Annotated in this window: 17 protein-coding genes; all 17 read left to right on the top strand. The window is 52.7% G+C overall.

Annotation, left to right across the window (positions count from 1 at the left end; translation table 11 throughout):
* The first annotated feature begins 56 nt into the window (after window positions 1-56).
* The 17 genes from ABV298_RS10140 (at window position 57) to ABV298_RS10060 (ending at window position 25,739) form a co-directional block, all read left to right on the top strand.
* Window positions 57-2,324 (top strand): FG-GAP-like repeat-containing protein, encoded by a 2,268-nt coding sequence (locus ABV298_RS10140; RefSeq protein ID WP_353722009.1) that lies wholly within the window; start codon window positions 57-59, stop codon window positions 2,322-2,324.
* Window positions 2,325-2,409: 85 nt separating this feature from the next.
* The gene (gene rhaT / locus ABV298_RS10135) at window positions 2,410-3,492 is read left to right on the top strand and encodes an L-rhamnose/proton symporter RhaT (RefSeq protein ID WP_353722008.1); all 1,083 of its coding nucleotides are present in this window, start codon (window positions 2,410-2,412) and stop codon (window positions 3,490-3,492) included.
* 2 nt (window positions 3,493-3,494) lie between these two features.
* Window positions 3,495-4,736, top strand: coding sequence for a DUF6786 family protein (locus tag ABV298_RS10130; protein WP_353722007.1), 1,242 nt, complete (start codon window positions 3,495-3,497; stop codon window positions 4,734-4,736).
* A 116-nt stretch (window positions 4,737-4,852) separates the two neighbouring features.
* Complete coding sequence (locus ABV298_RS10125) at window positions 4,853-5,452, top strand: sigma-70 family RNA polymerase sigma factor (RefSeq protein WP_353722006.1); 600 nt, start codon at window positions 4,853-4,855, stop codon at window positions 5,450-5,452.
* Window positions 5,453-5,539: 87 nt separating this feature from the next.
* A complete protein-coding gene (locus tag ABV298_RS10120) occupies window positions 5,540-6,622 on the top strand; it encodes a FecR domain-containing protein (RefSeq protein WP_353722005.1) in 1,083 nt (360 codons plus the stop codon).
* 22 nt (window positions 6,623-6,644) lie between these two features.
* Complete coding sequence (locus ABV298_RS10115) at window positions 6,645-9,062, top strand: SusC/RagA family TonB-linked outer membrane protein (protein ID WP_353722004.1); 2,418 nt, start codon at window positions 6,645-6,647, stop codon at window positions 9,060-9,062.
* A complete protein-coding gene (locus ABV298_RS10110; RefSeq protein ID WP_353722003.1) occupies window positions 8,974-10,143 on the top strand; it encodes a hypothetical protein in 1,170 nt (389 codons plus the stop codon). The genes ABV298_RS10115 and ABV298_RS10110 overlap by 89 nt, the downstream gene beginning before the upstream one ends.
* Window positions 10,144-10,158: 15 nt before the next feature.
* Complete coding sequence (locus tag ABV298_RS10105) at window positions 10,159-12,057, top strand: RagB/SusD family nutrient uptake outer membrane protein (protein ID WP_353722002.1); 1,899 nt, start codon at window positions 10,159-10,161, stop codon at window positions 12,055-12,057.
* 36 nt (window positions 12,058-12,093) lie between these two features.
* Window positions 12,094-15,201 carry a SusC/RagA family TonB-linked outer membrane protein gene (locus ABV298_RS10100; RefSeq protein WP_353722001.1) on the top strand — a complete coding sequence of 1,036 codons (3,108 nt, stop codon included), beginning with the start codon at window positions 12,094-12,096 and terminating at the stop codon, window positions 15,199-15,201.
* A gap of 15 nt (window positions 15,202-15,216) precedes the next feature.
* A complete protein-coding gene (locus ABV298_RS10095) occupies window positions 15,217-16,986 on the top strand; it encodes a RagB/SusD family nutrient uptake outer membrane protein (RefSeq protein WP_353722000.1) in 1,770 nt (589 codons plus the stop codon).
* A 31-nt stretch (window positions 16,987-17,017) separates the two neighbouring features.
* Complete coding sequence (locus ABV298_RS10090) at window positions 17,018-18,751, top strand: hypothetical protein (protein ID WP_353721999.1); 1,734 nt, start codon at window positions 17,018-17,020, stop codon at window positions 18,749-18,751.
* Window positions 18,752-19,572: 821 nt separating this feature from the next.
* Complete coding sequence (locus tag ABV298_RS10085) at window positions 19,573-21,363, top strand: hypothetical protein (protein ID WP_353721998.1); 1,791 nt, start codon at window positions 19,573-19,575, stop codon at window positions 21,361-21,363.
* 118 nt (window positions 21,364-21,481) lie between these two features.
* On the top strand, window positions 21,482-22,528 hold the full coding sequence (locus tag ABV298_RS10080) for a tail fiber domain-containing protein (RefSeq protein WP_353721997.1): 1,047 nt from the start codon (window positions 21,482-21,484) through the stop codon (window positions 22,526-22,528).
* Window positions 22,525-23,595 (top strand): tail fiber domain-containing protein, encoded by a 1,071-nt coding sequence (locus ABV298_RS10075; RefSeq protein ID WP_353721996.1) that lies wholly within the window; start codon window positions 22,525-22,527, stop codon window positions 23,593-23,595. The genes ABV298_RS10080 and ABV298_RS10075 overlap by 4 nt, the downstream gene beginning before the upstream one ends.
* A gap of 51 nt (window positions 23,596-23,646) precedes the next feature.
* Window positions 23,647-24,714, top strand: a complete 1,068-nt coding sequence (locus ABV298_RS10070; protein WP_353721995.1) for a tail fiber domain-containing protein — start codon at window positions 23,647-23,649, stop codon at window positions 24,712-24,714.
* Between the two features lie 55 nt (window positions 24,715-24,769).
* Window positions 24,770-25,300 carry a hypothetical protein gene (locus ABV298_RS10065; RefSeq protein ID WP_353721994.1) on the top strand — a complete coding sequence of 177 codons (531 nt, stop codon included), beginning with the start codon at window positions 24,770-24,772 and terminating at the stop codon, window positions 25,298-25,300.
* 70 nt (window positions 25,301-25,370) lie between these two features.
* Window positions 25,371-25,739, top strand: a complete 369-nt coding sequence (locus ABV298_RS10060; RefSeq protein WP_353721993.1) for a T9SS type A sorting domain-containing protein — start codon at window positions 25,371-25,373, stop codon at window positions 25,737-25,739.
* The last annotated feature ends 25 nt before the right edge of the window (window positions 25,740-25,764 follow it).

Below are 25,764 nucleotides of genomic sequence, written 5' to 3'. Positions count from 1 at the left end.
ACAAGCCCGCGCGGCGTCCGCGGAAACATGCAAAACTAATAGAATATTCCTCAACGATGCGAACCAAATTTACCTCCTTTATACTCTGCCTTATTTGCTTTTACAACCCCTCTGCAACGCTGGCCCAACAGGCGTGGTTCAGGCTTGACACGCTCACCGGCGTGTCGGTCGGCGGGATGAAAATGACCAATCCCTGGGCGGGCGGCCTCAATGCCTCGCAATTCCTTAAAATGCATTTGAACAATGACGCCGACGAGGACCTGGTCGTTTACGATCGTACGAACAGCAAAATCGCCACGTTCGTCGCCGGGCCTGATCCCCTGAATGCCGGTAAAAAGACCTTCATCCATGCGCCCTATTACGAAACGCTTTTCCCGCAGGTGGACAACTGGATGATCCTCGCCGATTACAATGGCGACGGGCTGAAAGATTTGTTCGCAAGCACATCCCTGGGAATTGTGGTTTATCGGCAGGTCAAAACGGGTAATGTATGGTCGTGGAAGTTAATGCGGGAAGTTTTGTATACCAAAGGCTTCTCCGGCAATATCAACATGCAGGTGTCGGGCACCGATATACCGGCCATTACGGATGTGGACGACGACGGCGACCTCGATTTGCTGACCTTCGATTTTTCGGGCACCTATATAGAACTGCACCAGAACCTTAGCATGGAAAAATTCGGTGTCCCCGACAGCCTGGGAACGCAGGCCAGCCCGGTTTTTCAGCGGAACGGCGATTGCTGGGGCAATTTTCACAAGGGCGACGGCGAGGATTTCGTGGTGGGTGTCGACTGTGGCGTCGTTACGGATCCCTCGAAGCGGGAGGCCGCACCCGCGCGCATCCTGCACGCGGGCAATTCCATTCTGCTGCATGATCTGAACGGCGACGGCACCAAAGATCTGCTCGCCGGTCACGTAAGCAACGATCATATTTCCTTCCTGTCCAACTCCGCCAAAGGCATCATTGCCAATTTCACCGGCTATACCAACACTTATCCTGCGGTGGACCCGGTAACACTCCACATTTTCCCGGCCGGCTTTTACGAAGATGTTGATTTCGACGGCGCGAAAGACCTGCTGATCGCTCCGAGCCTTCCCGCTAGCGACGCGAATATGACCGATTTCAAATCCTCGGGATGGTACTACCACAACGAGGGCATGAGCGATAAGCCCGTTTTTAAACTCATAAGGAAAAACTTTTTGCAGGACCAGATGATCGACGTCGGGGAGAACGCCGCGCCGGCCTTTTTCGATATCGACGGCGACGGCGACCTGGATATGCTCATCGGTACGGGCGGAATGCCCTATGTTGGCGGGTTCAAGGGAAGTTTCTGGCTGTTGAGAAACACAGGCACGGCCACAGCGCCCAGTTTTGTATTCGAATCGCAGGATTACCTCGAATTGCTTCCGAAGCTCTCGGTTTACAATATCAAACCCCAATGGACGGACTTTAACGGCGACGGCGTTCCCGACCTCGGTTTCGCCGCAACGGCTTCCCAAACCCTGAAACTTGAATACCGTTATATTCCCAACAAAGGAACCAATGGCGGCGCGGTGCAACTCAACCTGGCCGACGCGGTGACGATCGCATTGCCGGCGGAATTGCAAACGGGCGATTCGCCGTATTTCTACGATGCCGACGGCGACGGCGACCTGGATCTGCTCGTAGGAAAAGCCCAGGGCAATATGTACTACTATGCCAACACCGGTACGAGCAAACAATACACCTTCAAGCTCGAAACGGACGCATTCGCAGGCGTGAATATTAATTTCGCCGGACGTTTCCCGCAGGTAGCCGTGACCGATTTCGACCTCGACGGCAAGCCCGACCTCGCGACCGTCGATCATACCGGGACCATCCGCGTATTCCATAATGCCGACTGGGGCAAGTGGAACGACCGCGCCAGCGCCATCGTGAGCGTTAATGGCAAGCCGGGCAATGTAAATTTCGGCAACTACCTCTCGCTGGCCGTCGCCGACCTGAACGGAGATAAAAAGCCCGACGTGGCTATCGGCAACAATGCCGGTGGTGTGCGTTTGCTGATTAATATACTACCTGTGTCTGTTACGGGTATGGAGCCGGGCAATGCGGGCGAGGTAAGGGTTTTTCCAAACCCTTCGGTCGATTTTTTCAAAGTATATTCTTCCCAAACCGGCACATTCGATGTGCTTACGGCGGGTGGTGTGCGAATGCTCGAAAACCGCGCTATCCGTGCCAACGAAACGCAGCAAATATCCACCGCGCAATGGCCCGCCGGATTGTACCTTGTGGAGTTTAAAGCGGGTAATGTGCGTGCTGTCAGGAAGGTTGTGGTAGGCGAATAGGCGCAGTTAAGCCCGAAAGACTTGCCGCGGCTGGCAGTAGATACCCGGAAGAACGCTCTTACATGATAAAATTCGAAAAATATTCATGCAAGCTCTTCTGGGTGTTATCTTCCATTTCATCGGTGGCTTCGCCTCCGGCAGTTTTTATATTCCTTACAAGCAGGTCAAAGGCTGGGCCTGGGAATCTTACTGGATCGTCGGCGGGCTCTTCTCCTGGCTCATCGTCCCGCCGCTGGCGGCTTATCTGACCATTCCCGGTTATACCGAAATCATTGCGCATACCAACGGCGGTATCCTTTTCCTTACCTACTTTTTCGGCGTCCTCTGGGGCATTGGCGGCCTCACGTACGGGCTCGGCGTGCGCTACCTGGGTGTGGCGCTCGGAAGCTCGATCATCCTCGGGCTTTGCTCGGTTTTCGGGGCATTGATCCCCTCGGTGTATTACGAATTCAACCCGCAGCCGGGTAAGGACACGATTTCCATGCTTTTCAGCAATGCCTGGGGCCAATGGGTGCTCGCCGGGTTGCTGGTGTGCGTGATAGGGATTATCATTTGCGGGAAAGCGGGCGCAATGAAGGACGCCGACCTTCGAAAGGCCGGTCGTGCCGCCGAGGATAATACCGAGTTCAAAATCGGCCTGGGTTTAACGGTTTCAATTATTTCGGGTATTCTCAGTGCCTGTTTCGCATTCGGGATCGACGCCGGAAAGGTGATGGCCCAGGAAGCGAACGAGATCTGGAAAGCGGCCAATCCGGGGCAGGGTGAATTTTTATTCCAAAACAATGTGACCTATGTCGTGATCCTGTGGGGCGGTCTTACCACCAATTTCATCTGGTGCATGCTGCTCAATGCCCGCAACAAAACTTTCGGCAACTATACCGATCCGTCGACGCCGCTGCTCTCGAACTATATTTTTTCCGCATTGGCCGGTACTACCTGGTTCCTGCAATTCTTCTTTTACGGCATGGGCGAGAGCAAGTTGGGCAACGGTCCGAGCTCGTGGATCCTGCACATGGCATTCATTATTCTCATCGCCAACTCGTGGGGACTAGTCCTGAAAGAGTGGAAAGGAGTAACTAAGAAGACCATTTCTTCGATTATCATCGGTATTCTGGTGATTATCCTTTCGGTGCTGATCGTCGGTTATGGCAATTATTTGAAAGAATAGCCATGAAAGCGCATTACCCGGTATTGCTGACGGCGATGATGGCGGCCGAGGGCTGTTCGTCGGACCATAAAAGTGATCATAACCAATTGGAAACAGCACAAACGCAGGCAGCCGGTACATTTGGCCATGACCTGGCATTTTTGAAGAAATACCAAGAAGCAGTGGTGCTCTCGGCGCCGGACAATGCGGAAGCACAAGCCATTGTCATCCCGGCTTATCAGGGCCGGGTGATGACTAGCACGGCCGATGGTAACGTCGGTAACAGTTACGGCTGGATCAATTACAAACTCATTGAAAGCGGGCAGTACCGGCCGCATATGAATGGTTTTGGCGGTGAGGAACGTTTCTGGCTTTCTCCCGAGGGCGGTCAGTTTTCGGTGTATTTCAAAAAAGGGCAGCGTTTCGATTTCGAAAACTGGCAAACGCCGGCGCTGATCGATACGGTTGCTTATAAAGCGATTGAGTCGGATGCGTCTTCGGTGAAGTTTCAAATCGACGCGATGATCGAGAACTACTCGGGCAAGACGTTCGTGATCGCGATCAGCCGGAAGATCGAGATGCTGACAAAGGAAAATATGGCCGATCTGCTCGGTCTGCCAGCATTTAATGGCGTTAAAGCCGTTGCTTACCGCTCCATTAATTCAGTGACCAACAAAGGCGAAGAATGGAAGCCCGAGACCGGAATGCTCGGCATCTGGCTCCTCGGCATGTTCCGGCCGTCGGACCAAACCACCATTATCGCCCCGTTTTCCAGAGCATTGTCCGAAAAGCCGCTCATTACCGACGACTATTTCGGTAAAATTCCCTCGGACAGGCTTGTTATCAAAGACTCGATATTGTTTCTCAAAGCCGACGGCAAGCACCGCAGCAAAATTGGTATCGCGCCGAAATCGGCCCGGAATGTAGCCGGAAGCTATGATGCCGGGAAAGGCATTCTGACGATTATCCAATACGACCTCGATCCGCAGGGCCGGTACATGAAATCGACCTGGGAGCTGCATAAAGACCCTTACGATGGCGATGCATTGAATGCCTACAACGACGGCAAACTGGCCGACGGCACGCAAATGGGACCGTTTTATGAATTAGAATCGAATTCGTCCGTGAAGGCGCTGAAAGAAGGCGAGGCCATTACACACCGCCAGAGTACATTCCATTTCGAAGGCGATAAAGCTGCCTTGAATGCCATTGCCCAAAAGGTGCTCGGTGTAAATATTGACCAAATCGGAGAAATTTTTAAATAAAAGCATGATAGGGCAGGATAGTTGAAAGGTAGTCAGTACAGATATTTACGTACCGATGCCGCGCATTTGCCGGACATCGATGAGCGTATTACAGACCGCTGACTATTCCTGATCCTGTGAAAAATTCAGAACGTTCTCCCGAAATCTATCTGATCACACGCTGGCAGCAGTTTTGTGCAGGGGATAAAAGCGCGTTCGGCGAGCTTACCGAGCTGAATTACGCGGCGCTTTATCACTATGGGACCCGATTTACCGCGGACCGTGATCTGATCAAGGACTGCCTCCAGGATCTGTTCCTGGAAATCTGGGAAAAGCGGGAAACGCTTTCCTACATCGCCGCTATCAAGCCTTATCTTTTTCAATCGCTGCGGAACAATCTGATCCGCCGGATCCGCAGGCAGGCGGTGTTTTCCGACATCCGCGACGACGACGTGCAGGACGACATTTCGCCCGAATCCGACTGGATCGTTCAGGAAACGGACCAACTCACCAGCCATCGGCTGAGAAAGGCCATCGAAGCGCTGCCCAAGCGCCAGAAAGAAGCTCTCTATCTGAAATACTACGAAAACCTTTCGTATGAAGAAATCGCGACCGTGATGGGATTGCAGCGGCAGGCGGTGGCCAATTACCTGCAATACGGTATTCAGAAACTTCGCGAATACTGGCAGCATGCGGCGATTTTCCTTGCGTTGTGCGGCGAACTCTCCTGGTACTGAAAAATTTCGGAAATTTTTTTGATACCCATGGGTACTATTTGCCGGCGATTTACTCATCGTATCAAAGCAGATAGTTAAAGAAAATCCATGAATAATTATAGTCGGTTCCAGGTGAAGGATTGGCTCGAAGACCTGGCGTTCCAGCAGTGGGTGTATCATGGCGAACGGGAGGAATTCTGGCGTGAAGTGATCGAAAACCATCCCGGCCAGCTCGCGAACATCGACCAGGCAAAGGAAATACTGCTGGCGGTACGCGGCGAGCTCGACCTTTTGCCGGAGGCCGAGGTTAAGTCGCGGGTAAGCGAAATACTGAATGCGATTCCCGGGGACGCCACGCGCCCATTGCCCTGGTGGAAAAGCAACTGGCTCAAAGCGGCGGCGATGATTTTGCTTGCCCTGGGAATGGTTCTTGGATTGTTCCATCAGAAAAAGGGCCTGCGAAACCTTCCGGCCATGGTGGCGAGCCTGCGCGGTCCGACGGCGCCGTCGCCCATAGAAGTTCACAACCGTACGAGCGCCTTCCAACTGGTAAATCTGCCGGATGGCAGTTCGGTCGTGCTTAAAAAGAACGCCCGCATTTCCTATCCGGCTGTTTTTGCGGCAAATCGGCGGGAAGTAACACTTCGTGGCGAGGCTTTTTTCGAGGTGGTCAAAAACCCCGCACAGCCTTTCCTGGTGTACGCAGGCTCGATGGTAACGAAGGTCAGGGGCACGAGTTTCAGTATTAAGGCAAATGACGGGGACGACGACGTGGAGCTGGTTGTTAAAACGGGGTTTGTCGAGGTGTCGGCTCTGGAGGCGCAAGGGAAAAGCGAGGTGATGGCAGGCAGAAGGCTGGTTTTGAAACCAAACGAACAGGTTACATTTAACCGGAAAAGCCAGAATATGGTTACCAGAACCGTGGAAAAGCCGGTACTGCTCAATTTGCCGGCCGAAAGCCAGGACTTCGAATTCAGGCGAACGCCGCTGTCGGATGTGTTCGCCGTGCTGGAAAAAACTTACGGCATACGCATTCAATACGACCCGAAAGCCATTTCGCACTGCACACTCACGGCCGTACTGGGGGATGAGCCGGTGTACGAAAAGCTCGACCTCATTTGCGCGGTCGTGAATGCCCGGTACGAAACGCGCGGCAGTGTGGTGAGCGTCGCTTCGGACGGCTGCGAATAGCTTTCATTAACCTTTTTTACTTATGGGAAAACATTACAAGGAGATCATTTGGCAGATCATGAAAATCAGCATTGTCCCGTGTTTGCTGTGGATGCTCTGTGTGCAGCTCGCACTCGCGAAAGACCTGCGTGCGCAGGAGATCTTGAGTAAGCGTATATCTATATCCGTTAACGATATGGACGTGGAGAAAGTCCTGGAAAAAATAGAGCTCCAGACGAAGGTCCGTTTTATTTACAGCGCCGAAGTGATCCACGCCGAACGCAAGGTATCGCTCGATTCGCAGAACCAGCGGCTGGATACGGTGCTGGAAACACTGCTTGGGCCGCTCGGGATCGATTACAAGGTTTCCAAAAAGACTATTTTACTGCGAAAAGCAGCCGGGAAAAAGACTTCGTTCAGAACGGAAACCATACAAAATGCGGCTCCAAAGGACGCGGACCGCGAAGTAACCGGCAAAGTAATCGATGAAAAAGGGGAACCGGTGCCGGGTGTAAGCGTGGTGGTGAAAGGCACAACGGTGGGTACGTCTACGAATATCGAAGGCATCTATCAGCTTTCGGTGCCGGAAGACAAGGACGTTTTGATATTCAGTTTCGTGGGTTACATCAGCCAGGAAGTACCGGTAGGCAATGCCACCAGCCTGGATATTACTTTGAAAGTCGATGAAAAAGCATTGGAAGAAGTGGTCGTCGTGGGTTTCGGCGAGCAGAAAAAGGTATCAGTGACCGGCTCGGTGTCGTCGGTTACGTCGGAAGTATTGCAGCAGAGTTCATCAGCAAGCTTGGCCAACTCTTTGTCGGGGCGCTTACCGGGCCTGACCTCCATCCAATCGGGTGGGGGCCAGCCGGGACGCGATGACGCGACGATGTACCTCCGCGGTGCGGCCACCACCAATGGCCGCAGCCCGCTGATCCTCATCGACGGTGTGCCCCGCGATAACATCCGTACGCTCGATGCCAACGAAGTAGCCTCTGTCTCGATCCTCAAAGATGCTTCCGCAACTGCTGTTTTCGGTGTAAGAGGGGCAAATGGTGTGATCCTGATTACCACCAAACGAGGCAGTGCAGGTAAGAATGAGCTGACGATCAATGCCGAACAGAGCTTTTCGTCCTTCACCCGCGAGCCCGAGCGCTTGCATTCGCTTGAATACATGGCCCTTCGCAACGAGGCTTCCAGAAATGACGGCATTACACCCCTGCCATTCAGTGAGGAAACGATGGCCAAATATGCCAATCCCCTTGCGGGCCTCGATCCGAACGACCCCGATTATGCCAAAAAGGCGATGCTAAGGCAATATATGTACCCGGACCATGACTATTACCGCGAATACATCCGCCGATATTCCCCGCAAACGCGTGTTAACATGAACGTTACCGGCGGAACCGACAAGGTATCCTACTTTGTGAACGGCGGCTTCCTGCACCAGGGCGGTAACCTCAATACCGAACCTAAATCGGTGCTGGGCTATGACCCTGCGGCTAAAATGGACCGTTACAGCTTCCGTGCGAACCTGGACTACAAGGTAACCAACTCGCTGAAATCATTCCTGAACATCGGGAGCTACATCGAGCAGGTGAATATGCCCTCGGCCTGGCTTTATAACAATGACACGGGCTGGATGATGAGCGACCTCATTTACCAGGCACAAACGATCCTGCCCATTACGCCCGGCCCCACCACCATCGATGGTTTCGGCGTAGCTCCGGGGCAGATCGTGGACCCCGGGTATATGGACCGCTCCGCATTCGAAATCATGAACCGTATGGGTGCGCGCAATGAGGTACGTTCGAATTTGAATGCTTCTTTCGGTGCGGAATGGGATTTGAGCAATGTCGTTACCAAAGGTCTTAGTCTTAAAGGAATGCTTTCGTACGATTCCAAGGCCACTACGGCCATGCAGGGTAAGAAATCGGAGCGGTTGTACCTGGCCGAAATCGATATGGCGAAGGACCAGCTGAGCTATGCCGTAAAGCGCTCGGACGAATCGTTGCTCGCGCTCACGAAAGGTGCCGACTCGCGTTACAATATCAATATGCAGGGTTCGATCAACTATGCCCGGGTTTTCGGCGGCAAGCACGATGTGACGGGCATGATCCTCGGCCAGCGCGATACCTGGGAAACGCCCGCGGGAGAAATTCCTTATAACGTCCTCGGAGTGGCTGCCCGCGCGACCTATGCTTACGACGAGCGTTATCTGGCGGAGGTCAATATGGGTTATAATGGCTCCGAACAGTTTGCGCCGGGGCACCGTTACGGCTTTTTCCCGGCTTTTTCCGCTGGCTGGGTTATCAGCAACGAGCGTTTTCTCAAAAACAACCGCTATATCACCAACCTGAAACTAAGGGCTTCCTATGGAAAAGTGGGGAACGACAAGATGGGCACCGCACGGTTTTTGTACCAGAGTGATATTACCCTGGGGGACAAAAGGCCCGCTGGGTAGCCTGGGATTGGGTCAGACAATTAATCAGGGCTTGCTGGGCAACCCGAACATCACCTGGGAAATCGCTAAAAAGCAGAATTACGGGCTGGACCTGCAAATCCTGCGCGACCTGAATCTTTCGGTGGATGTATTCAAAGAACGCCGGAGCAATATCCTGATCTCGCGTGGGACGGTGCCCGAATTCCAGGGTGTCCCGCTCGGCAATATTCCCAAAGTGAACATGGGCCTCGTGGACAACAAGGGTTACGAAATCGAATTATCCTACAACAAGGCGTTTTCGAAGGATTTCAGGGTAATGGTTTCAGGGAATTATGGCTATAATCACAACACCGTGAAGTTTCTCGACGAATCGGTGCGGGATGAGAGTTATGCCTACCGTTACCGCTCCACCGGGTTTTCGCTCAACCAGTCGTGGGGGTACAAGATCGATTACAGCAATGGCAACGGATATTTCAATTCGAAAGAAGAGCTGGATAGTTACCTTAAAACCACTACCTACGGCTTCGGGGAGCCACGCGTCGGTGATTTCAAATACGTGGATTTGAATAAAGACGGCATCATCGACGACAAGGACCAGGCGCCCATCGGTTACTCCAACATCCCCCGCGTGATTTACGGTCTCTCGCTTACTTTCGAATACAAGGGTTTCGACCTGACCACATTCTTTCAGGGTGTAGGCAAATATTCAAGCAATTATTCTCAGCAGGGTGTGTATGAGTACATTATCCGGGGAACCTATTTCGATTATCATAAAACGGCCTGGACACCGGAGCGTTATGCCGCCGGTGAAAAAATCACCTATCCGGCGCTCAGCACGCACAGTAACACCAATCACACCGCGAACGATTTCTTCGTAATGAACCGCTCGTTTACGCGGCTGAAAAACCTGGTACTCGGCTACACGCTGCCGGCGGGCTCCTTGAAAGCGATTGGCGTGAGTAAAATGCGGGTGTACGTAAGCGCGCAGAACTATTTCACCTGGGCTCATTTAAAAATGGGCCACCTCGACCCCGAAAACGACGCCTCGCTGGGTTACCCGGTTACCAAAATGGCCAATTTCGGTTTGAACATCACTTTCTAACAAGCAGCCGCCCATATGAAACTGAGAACTTTACTTTTTGCATTCACGCTGGCGTCGCTGACCGTTACTTCCTGCAAGGACGTGCTCGATATGGCGCCCGACGGCAAGCTGACGATGGACGAGATTTTTGCCGATAACGACAAAACAGGCGCATTCCTGAACAGCTGCTATGCCAATATACCCGTGAAAGGCACGCGCTACTTCTTTTGGAGCAGGGGTCCGGTGAACTGGAGCGACGAGTCGTGGGACACCGACGCCGAGGCCGAATCCTGGATCATGTCGGGACGGATGTACAATGGCGATGCCTCGGCAGGCAACCATCCGATCACAAACATCAGTTCCGATGCGGGTAATGGCGATTACTGGGCACGTTACTGGAGCGCCATCCGCAACTGCACGATCTTCATCAGCCGTATCGACAAGGCCACCGTCCGCAACCCGGCCGACCGCGCCCGATGGAAAGCCGAGGCGCATTTGCTGCGGGCCTATTATTATTCCGAACTGTTGAAATGGTTCGGTGCCGTGCTGCCGATCGAGCGGGAGCCCTACGACTTTCAGCAGGACTTTTCGACGGTGACGAAAGCCAGCTATTATGAGGTTGTCAAATTCATTATGGAAGATTGCGATGTGGCATTGAATACCGCGGAGCTCCCATGGCGCATTACCACCGACAGCGAGGGCGGCCGTGTGAACAAGGCATTGGCCGAGGCGATCAAATCCAAAATGATCCTTTTCGCCGCCAGTCCGTTGAATAACGGGGGCCAGGATCGTTGGCAGGAAGCGTATCAGGTTAATAAAACGTCGCTGGAAAATCTCCGGGCCAACGGTTATGAGCTGTACAACAAAGTGAACCTGCCGCAGACCTACCTTTCCGACGTCGCATTCCTCGGGCCCGATAAAAATGAGAAGACCGCGCTGTATAATGAGTACTTCACCCAGACGATGAAATATGCGCCCAATCCGGTGGACCGTGAAACCATCTTTCAGAGCCGGGAGAACCAGGGGAATATCTGGAATATCGACGGAATCGGATCACAGGACGGCTACAAATCGGGAACATGCCCCACGCAGGAGCTTGTGGACGCCTACGAGACCATCGACGGCCAGCCGGTGCTGAACCTGGACAAACCGTATCTCGACGAGCAGCATTTGCAGCCGAACTATAACCCGGCGAACAAAACCTACGATCCCAAAAATCCATACGCGAAGCGCGACCCGCGTTTTTATGCTTCCATTTATTACAATGGTTCGAAAAGAAAGGCCATGTGGAATTTCGCCGAAGCACCGGAATCGGTGGAAAATTACCCTGCCCCGATCGGTAACCGTACCCGCGTGATTGCCACTTACAAGGGCGAACCGCAGACGGGAATCGACCCCAGCGTACGCAAGGCTACGCGGACGGGCTATTACGAACGGAAGTTCCTGCACCCCAACTCGGGCGGTGATAATCCCATCGCCGGGGCCAACTGGAAACTGTTCCGGCTGGGCGAAGTGATCCTCAACTTCGCCGAAGCGGCCGCCGAGGCCGGACAACTGGCGGACGCCGCGAAGGCCGTGAACGAAATCCGCGCCCGCGCCGGGATGCCGGCATTACCCGCCTCGCTTTCGAAGGCGGAGCTGATCAAACGCATCCGCGCCGAGCGACGGGTGGAGCTGGCGATGGAAGAAAACCGCTATTTCGATCTGCGCCGCTGGTCGAAACCTACCGGTGACCTTGCGCAAACCGACCGCTGGGTGACAGCCATGGAAATTACCCGCAAGGCCGACGGTTCTTTCACGTACACCCGTAGGCCCGTGCGTGCAACCGAGCGCAAGAACTACACCAACAAGTTCCTCTGGGTGCCCATCCCCCTGAACGAAGCCAATCGCCTCCGCTCGATTACCGGGGCCGACTGGCAAAACCCAGGTTGGTAATATCAATGGTTCAAGACTCTTAGCTTTCAAGGATTTATGATACATTTTATCAAATCGAAAATAATGCCGGTGCTGGTTGGTATACTTGCCGTTATGCAGCTCCATGCGCAGGAGCTCACCGGGACGGTTACCGGCATTGTGCGCAACGAATTCGGCCAGCCGCTCGCAGGCGTGACTATTCTCTCCGAAAACGGCCGGAACGGCACCGTTAGCAATATCAGTGGCGAGTTTACGATGGCGGTCGACGACGGTAGTCGCGCGCTGGTGTTTTCGCATAATGGTTACGGCAATCAAACAATCGCTGTTCCGGAAAAGCGGGAAATAGAAGTGCGGCTGAAATGGGACGCGCATAGAAAAGACGAGGTAGTACAACTCGGCTACACAGCCCAGTCGCGCTCCGAGCTTTCGGGGGCGGTGTCGACCGTGAAAGGGGAGGAACTCGAAAAATCACCGGTAGCTAATCTGACGCAGACGCTGGCCGGGCGTCTTTCGGGACTGACGACGCAGGAGACATTTTCGGAACTCTCCCGCGCGACCACGAACCTGTACGTTCGCGGCCTTTCTGCCGCTCGTACCAATGGCCCGCTTGTGATTATCGACGGTATTATCAACGCCTACAACAGCAATCAGACGCTGGAATACATTACCGCCAATGAAATTGAATCCATCACCGTGCTGAAAGACGCTTCGACTCAGGCGTTGTACGGCATTCAGGGTGCGAACGGGCTCCTGGTGATCACCACCAAACGTGGCCGGAGGGGTCCATTGCAGATCAAGACGCGGTTCGACCAGTCAATGCAGCAGGTTACCACGAAACCGGCCTTCTATAACTCGGCCGAGTACGCCGAAATGCGGAACCAGGCGGCATTTAACGATGGCCTGGGCGCGAATTACCTTTTCAGTCCCCAGCAGATCGAAGGTTACCGTTCGGGCCGGGACCGTGATTTGTACCCGAATAATAATTGGTATAGCCGCTATCTCAAAAACTTCGCGGCCATGCAGCGCGCGAGCGTGAACGTCACGGGAGGTAACGACAAAGTGCAGTTTTTCTCGAATATCAATTTCATGCACCAGGGCGGTTATTTCAAAACGGATCAGGCACGCTACGACCCGAATGCGAATAATATCTGGGTCAATTACCGGTCGAACATCGATATGAGCCTCAACCGGTATCTGAAAGCATTCATACGCCTCGCGGGCAACGTAAAGCGAGAGCGCACTCCGGGCGGCGCAAGCAATGCCGAAGTGTACAGCAGCATTTTCCAGATCCCGCCGACTGTTTATGGCCCGGTAACGCCAGCAGTAACCAGTCCGTCGGGCGAGGTGCTCGATGCGGGCGGCAAAGTCGTCACAACCGAACGCGTGGAGTCGCCTACTTACGGGATGCTCAACCGGACAGGCTACACACGGCACACCGTTACCAACATCGTATCGCAGTTCGGCCTCGACCTCGATATGGGTTTTCTCACCAAAGGCCTTAACCTGACCGGGACCATGGCCTACCAGACCAACTCCGTAGGCAGCCTTTCCACCAAGCAGGACTATGAACGATGGGTACAAACCAGCGACTCGGCATTGGTATTTACTAAAAAAGGTGCTCAAAACAACACGCCATTGGCTTACTCCAAATCGCATTCCTACTATTACCACCTTACCTACAACATCGCGATGAACTACAAGCGCGACTTCGGACGGCACCGGGTGGGCGCGATGGCCTATATGTTTTACCAGAACCTCACCAAGGCCGACAATTCCTCGCCCGGAATGCTGCCCTACAACCGTGTGAGCAGCGGTTTCGAGGCTTCTTATGGTTTTGATAACCGCTATCTGGTCAAGTTCGACCTGGGCTACTCGGGTTCGGAGCAATATGCCCGGAACGTGCGTTATACCACCACTCCGGCTGTTTCGGCCGCCTGGGTCGTTTCGAACGAGTCATTTTTGAGGAACAATGCATTCCTGACCAACCTGAAAGTCCGCGCTTCTTACGGTAAAACCGCCAACGACCAGAGCGGCCTCATGCGTTTCGCCTATCTGGACAATGTGACCGTCAAAGGTGGCGGACCGATCGGTTCGCTGCAATACCTTGTCGAGGAAGGGCAGGTGGGAAATCCGAACATCCGGGCGGAAATCTCCAAAAAACAGAATTACGGCATCGACTTCGGTTTGATGAATGCATGGTCGGTTTCCGTGGATGTGTTCAGGGAGCGGATGGATAATATGGTGGTAGGGGCGTTGTCGACGATCCCGCTTTATCAGGGGATTCCTTTGGACAATTACCCTAAAATCAACGCCGGAATTTTCGAGAACAAAGGCGTGGATATCAATGTGGGTTATACCAAAATGTTCACAAAAGACTTTTCCGTCCATGCCGGACTTATGCTGAGCTATGCCAGAAACAAGATCATCAGCTGGAACGAGGCGCGCAAAACCGAGGATTACGCTTATCGTAATTGGGAGGAGGGGTATGCGTTCGGGCAGACGTTCGGATACCGGGTGGATTACAGCAATGGCAACGGGTTCTTCAATTCGCAGCAGGAGATCGATAACAGTAACCTGACTTACAGCTTTGGCACACCCAGGCCCGGAGACCTGCGTTACCAGGACCTCAACGCCGACGGCAAGATCGACGAACGAGACAAGGCACCCATGGGTAACGGCACTATTCCGACTACGATTTACGGCGTTTCAGCCGGCTTTACCTACAAAAATTTCGACGTGAGCCTGCTCTTTCAAGGCGTTGGAAACTACTCGTCGGTTTATGAGGGAACCGGCGTTTTCGAGACGGATTACGACGGCGTGTTCGGTTCGCTCCACCGTAATGCGTGGACACCGGAGCGCTACGCAGCGGGTGAGAAGATTACGTCGCCTGCATTGTCGCTCGCACGCACCGTGAACCACGAGGCGAGCGATTACTACCTGTACGACCGCTCGTACGTGAGGCTGAAAAATGTGGAGCTGTCCTACAAGTTGCCGCTGGCGTTGTCGAAGCTGATCCGTGCCGACCAGGTCCGGGTGCTGGTGAGCGGGCAAAATCTTGTTACGTGGGATAAAATGAAGTCCGGCGACTTCGGTCCCGAGGGCGATGGTTACCTGGCATTTCCGGTGTACCGGGTTTACAATGCGGGCATCAGTGTGACTTTCTAAAATCAGGTTTTGAATATGAAAAAATATAAATTCCTTCTGCTGACTTCGGCAATTTCGGGCATGCTGACGGCCTGCAACGAGCAGCTCGACCTGCCCACCGACGGCCGCATTACTATGGACCAGGTTTTCAGCGACTATAACCGCACCCGTGGTTACCTCAACTCGTGCTATGGCTCTGTACCCAAGCCTTACATGGACCGCGCCTCTTTCACGGACGAAGCCCAGGATGCCGACGATATTACCCCGGGCTCGCGGTACATCGTCTGGTATGGCGGCAACGTTACCTCCACGACCTATAAAGAGAACTCCGCCGACGGCAATCCCTGGGGAGATCTGTACCAGGCGATCCGCCGATGCAATGTGTTTATCGAGAATATTAAAACTGCTCCCGTGTACGCGAGCGAAGGCGAGAAGAATGCATGGACCGCACAGGCCCATACGCTGAGGGCGTTGTATTACCTGCAACTCATCAAGCGCTATGGCGGGGTTCCGATTTTCGACAAGCCGCTCGAAATCGACCACGATTTTTCGACCGACAAGCGCGCGACCTTCTCGGAGGTGGTTACATTCATTCTGTCGGATTGTGACAAGGCATTGTCGTACCCCGCGACACGGGACGGACTTCCGTGGGAAATTTATGACAATCAATACGGAATCGTGACGCGGGCCGTGGCTTACGCGATCAAAAGTCAGGCGGTTACCTATGCAGCTTCTCCGCTCTGGAGCGACGGCACGTATACCTGGGCGAAGGCGACGGAGATCAATGCCGAGGCGTTGTCGCAGTGCCTTGCGAACGGCTACCGGCTTTTTGACGAAAAGCCGGCCGCCAACATTGCCCAGAATGCTTACGCATTGTATTTCTTTACCAGTTCCAACGACCAGCGGGCTACCGACAAGGAAACGATTTACCATGTCGGGGACAATATGCAGGTGTGGCGATATGCAGGGATGCCCACCAATCCGGGTATGGAACGCACAGGTCCATGCCCGACACAGGACCTCGTCGATGCCTACGAAATGGCTAACGGCGAGGCGCCGATTACAGGCTATTCCGATGCGAATAGGACGGTTCCTGTTATCAATGCCAAATCCGGTTACAAGGAAGACGACCCGTACACCGGCCGCGATCCTCGTTTTTATGCTTCGATTTATTATAATGGCGCAGTCCGCAATCTCGACCAGCCGAATGGCAAAAAGATAGAGACTTTTGTGGGAGGAGCGGAGGAGATTTCGGATATCAACCGGAAACATACCCGAACGGGCTATTACCTGCGTAAATTCAACAACTTTCGTTCGGGCCAGAACAACAATGCCGACGGTGGGATTCGTCTGCTGAGGCTGGCGGAGCTGTATTTGAATTTCGCGGAGTCGGCCTACCAGTCGGCGGGACCGGACGTGGCCGTGAAGGCGGGTAACTTTTCGATGTCGGCGCGGGACGCCGTCAATGCGGTGCGTTCGCGGGCGGGAATGCCAGGCTTCCCGACGGGCATGAGCAAGGAGGCATTCGAAAAAAAATACCGCAACGAGCGGCGTATCGAGCTGGCATTTGAAGAACACCGCTTTTTCGATGTCCGCCGCTGGAAAATCCTCGATCAGACCGACCGCTTTGTTACCGGCATGCGTATTACCAAAAGCGGCCCCAACTTCGTTTACAAACGCTTCAAATTCCAGAACAGGAATGCATTCTCGGACAAATACCTCATGTACCCGATCGACCAGAGGGAAGTCGACAAGATCATCGGGCTTTCCGGTGCCAATTGGCAGAATCCCGGCTGGCTGGATTGAGCCATCGATTTTTCAGTAAAAGCTAAATGCAATGAACAGGAACATAACGCTATATCTCTTCATTATTCTTTGGTTTATGAGCCGTACCACGCAGGCACAGCCGCTTGCGGGTACGGACGACCTCGGGCGTACTTTGCCGCAAAACGACGCGGTGGGTGACCCGAAAGTCAACCGGCAGGTCGGTATGTTCTACTTCCTGTGGCACGATGTGGCCCCGGCCAGGGCATGGGATTTGAGTGAAATTGTTTCGAAACACCCGGAAGTACTGGAAGACTTCGACAACCCGCACTGGGGCGGCGATCCGAAGAACGTGGGCATGTATTACTGGGGCCAGCCTATTTACGGATATTACAAAGCCGATGACTATTGGGTGCATTTGCGCAGTATCCAGCTGCTTACCGACGCAGGCGTGGATTTTCTCGTCATCGATGCGACCAACCGCCTGACTTACCCCAAGCAGGCAGACGTGCTCATGAAAGCCATGGACGCCGTGCGGGCACAAGGGCGCAAGGCACCGAAAATCGTGTTTTATACCAATACACAATCCGGTGAAACGATGCAGGAGGCCTATGATATGTTTTACAAGGAAGGCGCACCCTACCGCCATCCCGACTGCTGGTATATGCTGGATGGCAAACCGCTCATCATCGGCATCACAGGTGAAGCCAGAGGCAGGAACTTCGAATCCTTTTTCACATTCCGCGAGTCGCAATGGCCCACCGAAAAGCAGAAAGTGAATGGGTGGCCGTGGATTTCGTTTACCCGGCCGCAGAAGGTGCATTACAATTCAAAAGGAGAGGGCGAGATTATCAACGTATCCGTGGCCCAGCATCCGAACCCCACGGCAGGTATGGGTGGCTCGGCGTTTTATGGTAATATGGACAACTGGGGCCGAAGTTACCGGAACGGCTCGCACGGCGATCCCAAAAAAGACATTGTTTACGGCTACAATGTGCAGGAGCAATGGGATTACGCCATCAGGCAGAATACGCCGTTCATTTATGTGACGGGCTGGAACGAATGGATCGCCGGCAAATTCCCGAGCCACGACAAGAATCCCGAGCATTCCTGGTTTTGCGACCAGGCAAGTCCGGAGTACAGCCGCGATATCGAACCGTCGTTGACGGCCGGTTTGAAGGACCATTATTATATGCAGCTGGTGGCTAATGTTCGCCGCTACAAAGGCGTGGAAGCCAATCCCGCGCTCGGCCAGGCCAGAACGATCAGGACACTGGATGACTGGAACGAGGTGGTCACGACCTACCGCGATTACACGGGCGATACGCAGCACCGCAACCATCCCGGCGCGCAAACCGAACCCGCACACACCTACGTAAACAAAACCGGCCGGAACGACTTCGACCTTATAAAAGTCGCGCACGACAGCAAAAACCTCTATTTCTACGCTCAGACCACCACTGAAATCACTCCCAATTCCGGCGATAACTGGATGCGCCTTTACCTGGACACCGATCGTAGGGCCACCACCGGCTGGAAAGGTTATGATTACCGCGTTGTGGCCGGCAATACTTTACAGCAGTACCGCGCCGGAAACTGGCACGATGTTAAGAAAGTCGCTTACCAGGTGCAAGGTAACCGGATGATGGTGACTATACCGCGCGCTTTTCTTGCCAGTTTGAAAACACCGCTGAATATGGAATTCAAATGGTTGGATAACATGCAGGAAGACGGCAACCCGCTCGACTGGTATGTGAACGGGGACGCGGCCCCCGGCGGGCGGTTCAATTTTATAGTGAATCAATGATTTTTTGATATGGACACCCTGGCGCAATGTTACGGTGCGCTGCACCTGAACGGGGCAGGTGCCAATCGATGTCTACAAATATTACGGGGCTCCGCCCCTCGTCGCGGCTGCGGTAGCAGGGCATATGCGCGCCCATAGGAGGTGCCGCGCACCGCAATATTTGTAGACCGAAAGATCGTGACAAAGTATATACGCGCCACGGAAGGTGCCGTGCACCGCAATATTTGTAGACCGAAAGATCGTGACAAAGTATACACACGCCACGAAAGGTGCAGCGCACCGCAACATTTGTAGATCGAAAGATCGTGACAAAGTATACACACGCCACGAAAGGTGCCGCGCACCGCAATATTTGTAGACCGAAAGATCGTGACAAAGTATACACGCGCCACCAAAGGTGCCGCGCACCGCAATATTTGTAGACCGAAAGATCGTGACAAAGTATACACGCGCCACCAAAGGTGCCGCGCACCGCAATATTTGTAGACCGAAAGATCGTGACAAAGTATACACGCGCCACGAAAGGTGCCGCGCACCGCAATATTTGTAGACCGAAAGATCGTGACAAGGTATATACGCGCCACGAAAGGTGCAGCGCACCGCAACATTTGTAGATCGAAAGATCGTGACAAAGTATACACGCGCCACGAAAGGTGCCGCGCACCGCAATATTTGTAGATCGAAAGATCGTGACAAAGTATACACGCGCCACGAAAGGTGCCGCGCACCGCAATATTTGTAGACCGAAAGATCGTGACAAAGTATATACGCGCCACGGAAGGTGCAGCGCACCGGGATAATATCGATTAATTTACAGTACCATGAATTTGAAATACTTCTCTCTTTTGTGGATTTGCCTTTCAGGGCATTTCATTACGAATACATTTGCCCAAAACTACTCTTCCGACGTCACGGCTACCGACGCGGTCGGTCGCAGGCTGCCAGACCGGGAGCAGGCCGGCGATTTGAAAAAGGGCAAATTCGTGGGCCTGTTCTACTGGACATGGCATACGCAGCAGGCGAAGAACAATCCGCCATTGAATGTCACCGAATATCTGGTCCGCGATCCGAAGGCCATTCATGATTTCAAAAACCCGATCTGGCCGAAGCGGAATAGTCCGTGGTTCTGGGCAGAACCGTTGTTTGGGTATTACATCGACACTGACGAATGGGTATTGCGCAAGCACGCCGAAATGCTCGCCGATGCAGGCGTGGATATGATCATTTTTGATTGTACCAATGGCAATATCACCTGGAAGGAGTCGTACATGAAACTTTGTGAGGTATTCACCCAGGCCCGAAAGGACGGCGTCAAAACCCCGCAGATTGCATTTATGCTCCCATTTTGGGTAAGCGACGGCGGGAAAGAGATCATCCGTGAAATTTACCGGGACCTTTATAAGCCGGGTAAATACAAGGATTTATGGTTTCAATGGAAGGGAAAGCCATTCATCATGGCCGATCCCGCATTTACCGAAACCATCAAAGGTCAGCCATCCCAACCGGAGCTCGAAAAGGAAATGCGTGAATTCTTCACATTCCGGCCCGGGCAGCCGGTGTACAATAAGGGCCCTGAAAAACCCGATCACTGGGGTTGGCTGGAAATTTATCCACAGCATGGTTTTAAAAAGAATGCCGATGGCAGTTTTGAGCAGGCTACGGTAGGCGTCGCTCAGAACTGGACCAAAGAGCGCGGCCTCACCGCGTTGAATGCGACCGGTTCGTTCGGGCGCAGCTATACCCACGCAAAGGGGCATATCACCGAACCGGGGGCTGTCAATTATGGCCATAACTTTCAGGAACAATGGGACCGCGCATTGGAAATCAACCCGGAACTCGTCTTTATCACGGGCTGGAATGAATGGATCGCCGGGCGATACGACGTCTGGCAGCAGCAGACCAATGCATTCCCCGACGAGTTCGATCAGGAGGGAAGCCGGGATATCGAGCCGATGAAAGGCGGGCACGGAGATAATTACTATTATCAGATGGTTGCCAACATCCGCCGTTTCAAAGGTTTGCCGCCACGCCAGCCGGTTTCTGCCCCGGTCACAGTTAAAATCGATGGGCAGTTTAAAGAATGGGAGGATATCTCACCGGCGTTCAACGCCCATAAAGGCAGCACCGTCCATCGGAACAGTCCGGGTTGGGGAAGCATGGTATACCGGAATAGTACCGGTCGAAATGACATTGTCAGCGCCAAAGTCGCGCGGGATCGGGACAATATCTATTTCTACGCAGAAACAGCCGAACCGCTTAGTCCGCGCACCGATCCGGGTTGGATGCGGCTTTTTATCAACACCGATCGCGACAAGAACACGGGTTGGGAGGGTTATGATGTGATTATAAACCGCATTAACCCTGGGGAGAAAGCCATTGTCGAGAAAACCGATGCTGCGTGGAACTGGCAAAAGGCAGGAGAAATCGACTATTCTGTTTCAGGAAACAAGCTGGAATTAAAGGTTCCCAAAACCATGCTGGGCATTTCGGGCGAGCCGGATTTTGAATTCAAATGGAGTGATAATATGCAGCATGACGGCGATGTGATGGATTTTTGGCTGAGCGGGGATGCGGCGCCAGCGGGGCGGGGGAATTACCGGTATAAGCCGTGATTCCGGTAAATAATCGTAATGTGCCATTCGGCTATCGATCAGTGTGATTCTAATGCAATTGATTGACATTCGGGCATTTTAAAGATGTTCAATGTCAAACTTTTACAAATCACGCACGATGGAAAAATTAAGAAATCTAAAATGGGTAATCTGGGGAGCGTTAGTTCTCGGTTTGTCTGGGAACTTGGCCTTTGCCCAGGTGGGTATAGGCACGGAAACGCCGGTGGAGAAATTGCATGTTGAGAAAGGTTCGTTTCTTGTCACTAGTCCGGTTATCGATTCTACAGAAAGCCCGTTTTATGGGTCCGATCCAACAGCGGACTCACTTCGGTACTTTATGAAATGGTTTCAGGATCGCAGCGCGCTGGTGAGTTTCGGAGGAGGAATGAATTCGCAATTTTTTGACCCGACATTTTTCAATCAGCATACAGGCCAGTTTTCTCTTACCTCGGGTTTTGAAAGTTTTGCCTCTGGTATTGGCGCCGCGGTTTTCGGGTTGAGGTCATCTGCTCAGGGAAGGGCAGCTTTTGCGGCTGGGTTTCAGGCTAATGCGATATCATCTAACGATTTTGCTGTTGGTACCAATGCTGTGGCAAATGGTACTAATTCGGTCGCAATTGGTGATCAGGTTTCTACAAACGGTCACTATTTATCTTTTGTATTTGGCTCGGGAGTGACGAACGACAAGGATCATCAAATGATAATGGGCTTCTCAGGAGGATATAAGTTATTTACCAACAATGCAGCAAATATAGGGGCACAATTGTCGTCTGGTTCCAACGCGTGGTCGGTTATCTCCGACGTCAATAAAAAAGAGAACTTCGCCCCGGTCAACGGGGAAGACTTCCTTCAAAAGATCAGTAAAATGAACCTGACTTCCTGGAACTATAAAGGCCAGGATCCGAAGCAATTCCGGCATTACGGGCCCATGGCGCAGGACTTTTACAAGGCGTTCGGGCAGGATGCGTACGGCACGATCGGGAACGATACGACGATCAACCAGGCGGATTTCGACGGTGTTAACCTGGTCGCAATTCAGGCGCTGATTCGTAGGATGGATCAGGTGAACAGCGACTTGCGGGCGGAACTGGCAGAGGTGAAGGCGCAATTGTCCATCCGGAATAAGCGGTCGAAGAACAAGCGGGTTTTGATTAGTAAAAAATGAAAGCGCACATTATGATGAAACAGTTGAAATTTACGGTTGCGCTGATTACAACTTGTTGCCTTTTATCAGGAATGGCACAGGCGCAGTTGGGAATCGGCGTGAAGGTGCCCCAGGCGCAAATGCACGTTCATGGAGGTACGGTACTCTCGATTACATCGAAATTGCCGCCAGAAACCAGCCCGTTTTATGCGCCGGTTTATAATGACGATGATTCCGTGCAGCACGCATTCAAATGGATGCATGATAAGGCCGCTGTCCGGTTTCTGGGTAAGGGCTTTTACAGTGTCGGCATTGATACATTGAATTCAGGCAGGTTTTCTTTCACGGCAGGTTATGATAACATTGCGCGCGGAACAGGCGGCTCATCTTTTGGGTTGCGAGCCCATGCTGAACAAACGGGTGCCTTTGCAAGTGGCTGGGGAGTGGTTTCTGGCTATCATTTGACGTTTGCCCAGGGTTATTCAACCATTGCAAGTGGTCCAAACTGCGTTTCAATGGGTACCAACCTTGAAAATAATAGTCAGGTCGGGTGCATGATCTTTGGGCACAGCAGTTTCAATGCGCAAAGCACTACGGATCACCAGTTCAAAGCGGTTTTTGCTGGCGGTTACGAGTTCTATTCCAATGCCGCGATTACCGTAGGAGTGCTCCTCTCGTCTGGCAATAATGCCTGGACAGTGGTGTCGGACGCCAGAAAAAAGGAGAATTTTCTTCCCGTTCGCGGTGACCGATTTCTGCAAAGCATTTCAAAAATGCCGCTTACTTCCTGGAATTACAAAGGCCAGAATGCGAGGGCATTCCGGCACTACGGCCCCATGGCGCAGGATTTCTACAAGGCATTCGGCAAGGACGCATTTGGGACGATCGGCTCAAAAACGGCGATCAATCAGGCCGACCTGGACGGAGTGACGCTTGTCGCTATCCAGCAGCTGATTCACGAAACTGATGCTCTTGAAAAGAGCAATGATGCGCTGGCAGCCGAGGTGGAAACGCTACGGGCGAAGCTATCGCTGGTTAGAAAGCGGCAGGCGGAGCCCTATCAGAAGGTGGTGATTGCTCGCAAATAGATCTGTTTACCAATAGATTAAAAATTTTTCACACTATTATTTTAAAAAAATATGAAGAATCTCTTTGCTGACCTCCGTCATCAAATGTGGAATATAGGTATGCTGGCAGCGGTTGCGCTCGTCGTTTTGCCTGGTAAAGGTTTCGCGCAGGTAGGAGTGGGCACCACGCAACCGAATGAACTGCTGCATGTTCATGATGGGTCGATATTGTCGACCAGTAAGCGTATGAAGCCGGAAACGAATCCATATTATGATCCTAGTTTTCCCGATTCGGTGGAGCATAAGATGAAATGGTTTCACGACAAAGGGGCATTTCGTTCGTTGGGTGAACGTACCGGAAACGGTGGGCTGGATCCGCAGGTGATCGGCAGTTATTCATTTGCCAGCGGCTTTGAAGTGTCGGCTCCCGGCTTGGGTGCCACGGCATTGGGATTGAGAACGCTCTCATCCGGTAAAGCATCGTTTGCCAGTGGTGAAAACACCATTGCGTCGGGTGCGTACTCATTTGTGCACGGTGTGTCCGCTACGGCAAGTGGCGACAATTCGGTGGCATTGGGAAATATGGTGTCGTCCGACGGCAAAAAAGGCTCCTTCGTTTTTGGTGATAACACGAAAAGCGCGGTGTTGAAGAGTAATGCGGAAAACCAGCTATCCATGCGGTTTGCAGGCGGGTATCAGTTGTTTTCAAACGATAATCAGACGGTCGGGATGACGTTGCAGGCCGGTGGTAACTCCTGGCAGGTATTATCCGATGTTAACAAGAAGGAGAATTTTTCGCCCGTTGACGGGGAGGCTTTTCTGAAAAAGATCGGTGCTACGAAGTTGACCTCCTGGAACTACAAAGGCCAGGACCCTAAAATTTTTCGGCATTACGGCCCGATGGCGCAGGATTTCTTCGAGGCATTCGGGCACGATGCGTATGGGACGATTGGTAACGATACAACTATTAATCAGGCTGATTTTGACGGGGTTAATCTCATTGCCATTCAGGCATTGGTTAAACGCACCGAGCAATTGCGGCAAAGGAACGACGCGCTGAGGGCCGAGGTTGCAAGTATCAAATCTCAGCTTGCATTGGTCCGTCCGAGAAAAAGCAGGACACTGCTAACCAAGAAATAGTTTTCACTCACACCTATTATAAATAATTATGAATTGCAAGACTTTGTTATCATGCATGCTCCTGACGGTGACAAGCCTCGCGGTCAGGGCGCAGTTTGTAACAGGCAACAGCCTGTACGTCAAAATCGGAACCACCTTTTCAGTAGACAGCCTGGTGTTGAACCCCATCGAAGACCTCAACCTGAGCAACAACTATTCCCTCATGGTAGAGCACACCGCTGTGCCGGGAAATCCTAATGCGAGTATTAAGAAGAAGTATGTTTTCAACAATCCCATCAATTTCAGCGGTAATGTAGGCGTGATTTATGATCCGGCGGAGTTGAATGGGAACGCGGAGTCGCTGTTGGAATTGGCGAATTCGTGGTCGGATGAGTCGGGATTTGTGACAATGTCGGGTAGTGCCCGCGACTTGGGGAAGCATCTAGTGTCCAAGGATGTAGCCGATCTGGATATCAGATTGCTCACGCTCGTGAACGCGCAAAGCGTATTGCCGGTGACGCTCGTCGGATTCGAGGCGGAGAAGGAGGGAAGGAATGTGCAGCTGTGCTGGAAGACGTCTTCGGAAACGAACAGCGACTTTTTTTGAAATCCAACGCAGCCACAACGCAAAAGACTGGAAAATTCTTGGCCGTGTTCAGTCGGCGGGAGATAGCAAGGTGCAGAATAACTATGGTTATTCGGACAATGCGCCCATTGCCGGAAACAATTATTACCGTCTGAAAATGGTCGATCGCGACGGGACTTTCGCATTCAGTCAGCTCAGGAAGGTTTCGTGGGACGGAAAGGCATTGTCGGTGTTTCCGAACCCGGCTGCCGACCGGCTTGAAATGGATGTTAAGGACTGGTCGAAGGTAGCCAAAATGAGTGTCATGAATGCGAGTGGCAATGTGATCGCGGAGCGTCGTTCAGCGGAAATTTCGGGAGAAAAACATATGCAGCTGACAAGCTTAAAACCCGGCAACTACATTTTAAAAATCGAGTATCTAGACGGATCATCCGAACGCACACATTTTGTAAAATATTGATACGGCGTGTTCCGGGCTATGGCCA

The sequence above is a fragment of the Dyadobacter sp. 676 genome, from assembly GCF_040448675.1.
In the GTDB taxonomy this organism is placed as follows: Bacteria; Bacteroidota; Bacteroidia; order Cytophagales; family Spirosomataceae; genus Dyadobacter.
The sequence above is the reverse complement of the archived record's forward strand: the minus strand, read 5'-3'. Positions and strand labels throughout refer to the sequence as shown.

Bases quoted from the DNA above. Each gene is read 5' to 3' on its own strand.
- ABV298_RS10140 (WP_353722009.1), top strand. From the start codon at position 57: ATGCGAACCAAATTTACCTCCTTTATACTCTGCCTTATTTGCTTTTAC.
- rhaT (WP_353722008.1), top strand. From the start codon at position 2,410: ATGCAAGCTCTTCTGGGTGTTATCTTCCATTTCATCGGTGGCTTCGCC.
- ABV298_RS10130 (WP_353722007.1), top strand. From the start codon at position 3,495: ATGAAAGCGCATTACCCGGTATTGCTGACGGCGATGATGGCGGCCGAG.
- ABV298_RS10120 (WP_353722005.1), top strand. From the start codon at position 5,540: ATGAATAATTATAGTCGGTTCCAGGTGAAGGATTGGCTCGAAGACCTG.
- ABV298_RS10115 (WP_353722004.1), top strand. From the start codon at position 6,645: ATGGGAAAACATTACAAGGAGATCATTTGGCAGATCATGAAAATCAGC.
- ABV298_RS10110 (WP_353722003.1), top strand. From the start codon at position 8,974: ATGGAAAAGTGGGGAACGACAAGATGGGCACCGCACGGTTTTTGTACC.
- ABV298_RS10105 (WP_353722002.1), top strand. From the start codon at position 10,159: ATGAAACTGAGAACTTTACTTTTTGCATTCACGCTGGCGTCGCTGACC.
- ABV298_RS10100 (WP_353722001.1), top strand. From the start codon at position 12,094: ATGATACATTTTATCAAATCGAAAATAATGCCGGTGCTGGTTGGTATA.
- ABV298_RS10095 (WP_353722000.1), top strand. From the start codon at position 15,217: ATGAAAAAATATAAATTCCTTCTGCTGACTTCGGCAATTTCGGGCATG.
- ABV298_RS10090 (WP_353721999.1), top strand. From the start codon at position 17,018: ATGAACAGGAACATAACGCTATATCTCTTCATTATTCTTTGGTTTATG.
- ABV298_RS10085 (WP_353721998.1), top strand. From the start codon at position 19,573: ATGAATTTGAAATACTTCTCTCTTTTGTGGATTTGCCTTTCAGGGCAT.
- ABV298_RS10080 (WP_353721997.1), top strand. From the start codon at position 21,482: ATGGAAAAATTAAGAAATCTAAAATGGGTAATCTGGGGAGCGTTAGTT.
- ABV298_RS10075 (WP_353721996.1), top strand. From the start codon at position 22,525: ATGAAAGCGCACATTATGATGAAACAGTTGAAATTTACGGTTGCGCTG.
- ABV298_RS10070 (WP_353721995.1), top strand. From the start codon at position 23,647: ATGAAGAATCTCTTTGCTGACCTCCGTCATCAAATGTGGAATATAGGT.
- ABV298_RS10065 (WP_353721994.1), top strand. From the start codon at position 24,770: ATGCTCCTGACGGTGACAAGCCTCGCGGTCAGGGCGCAGTTTGTAACA.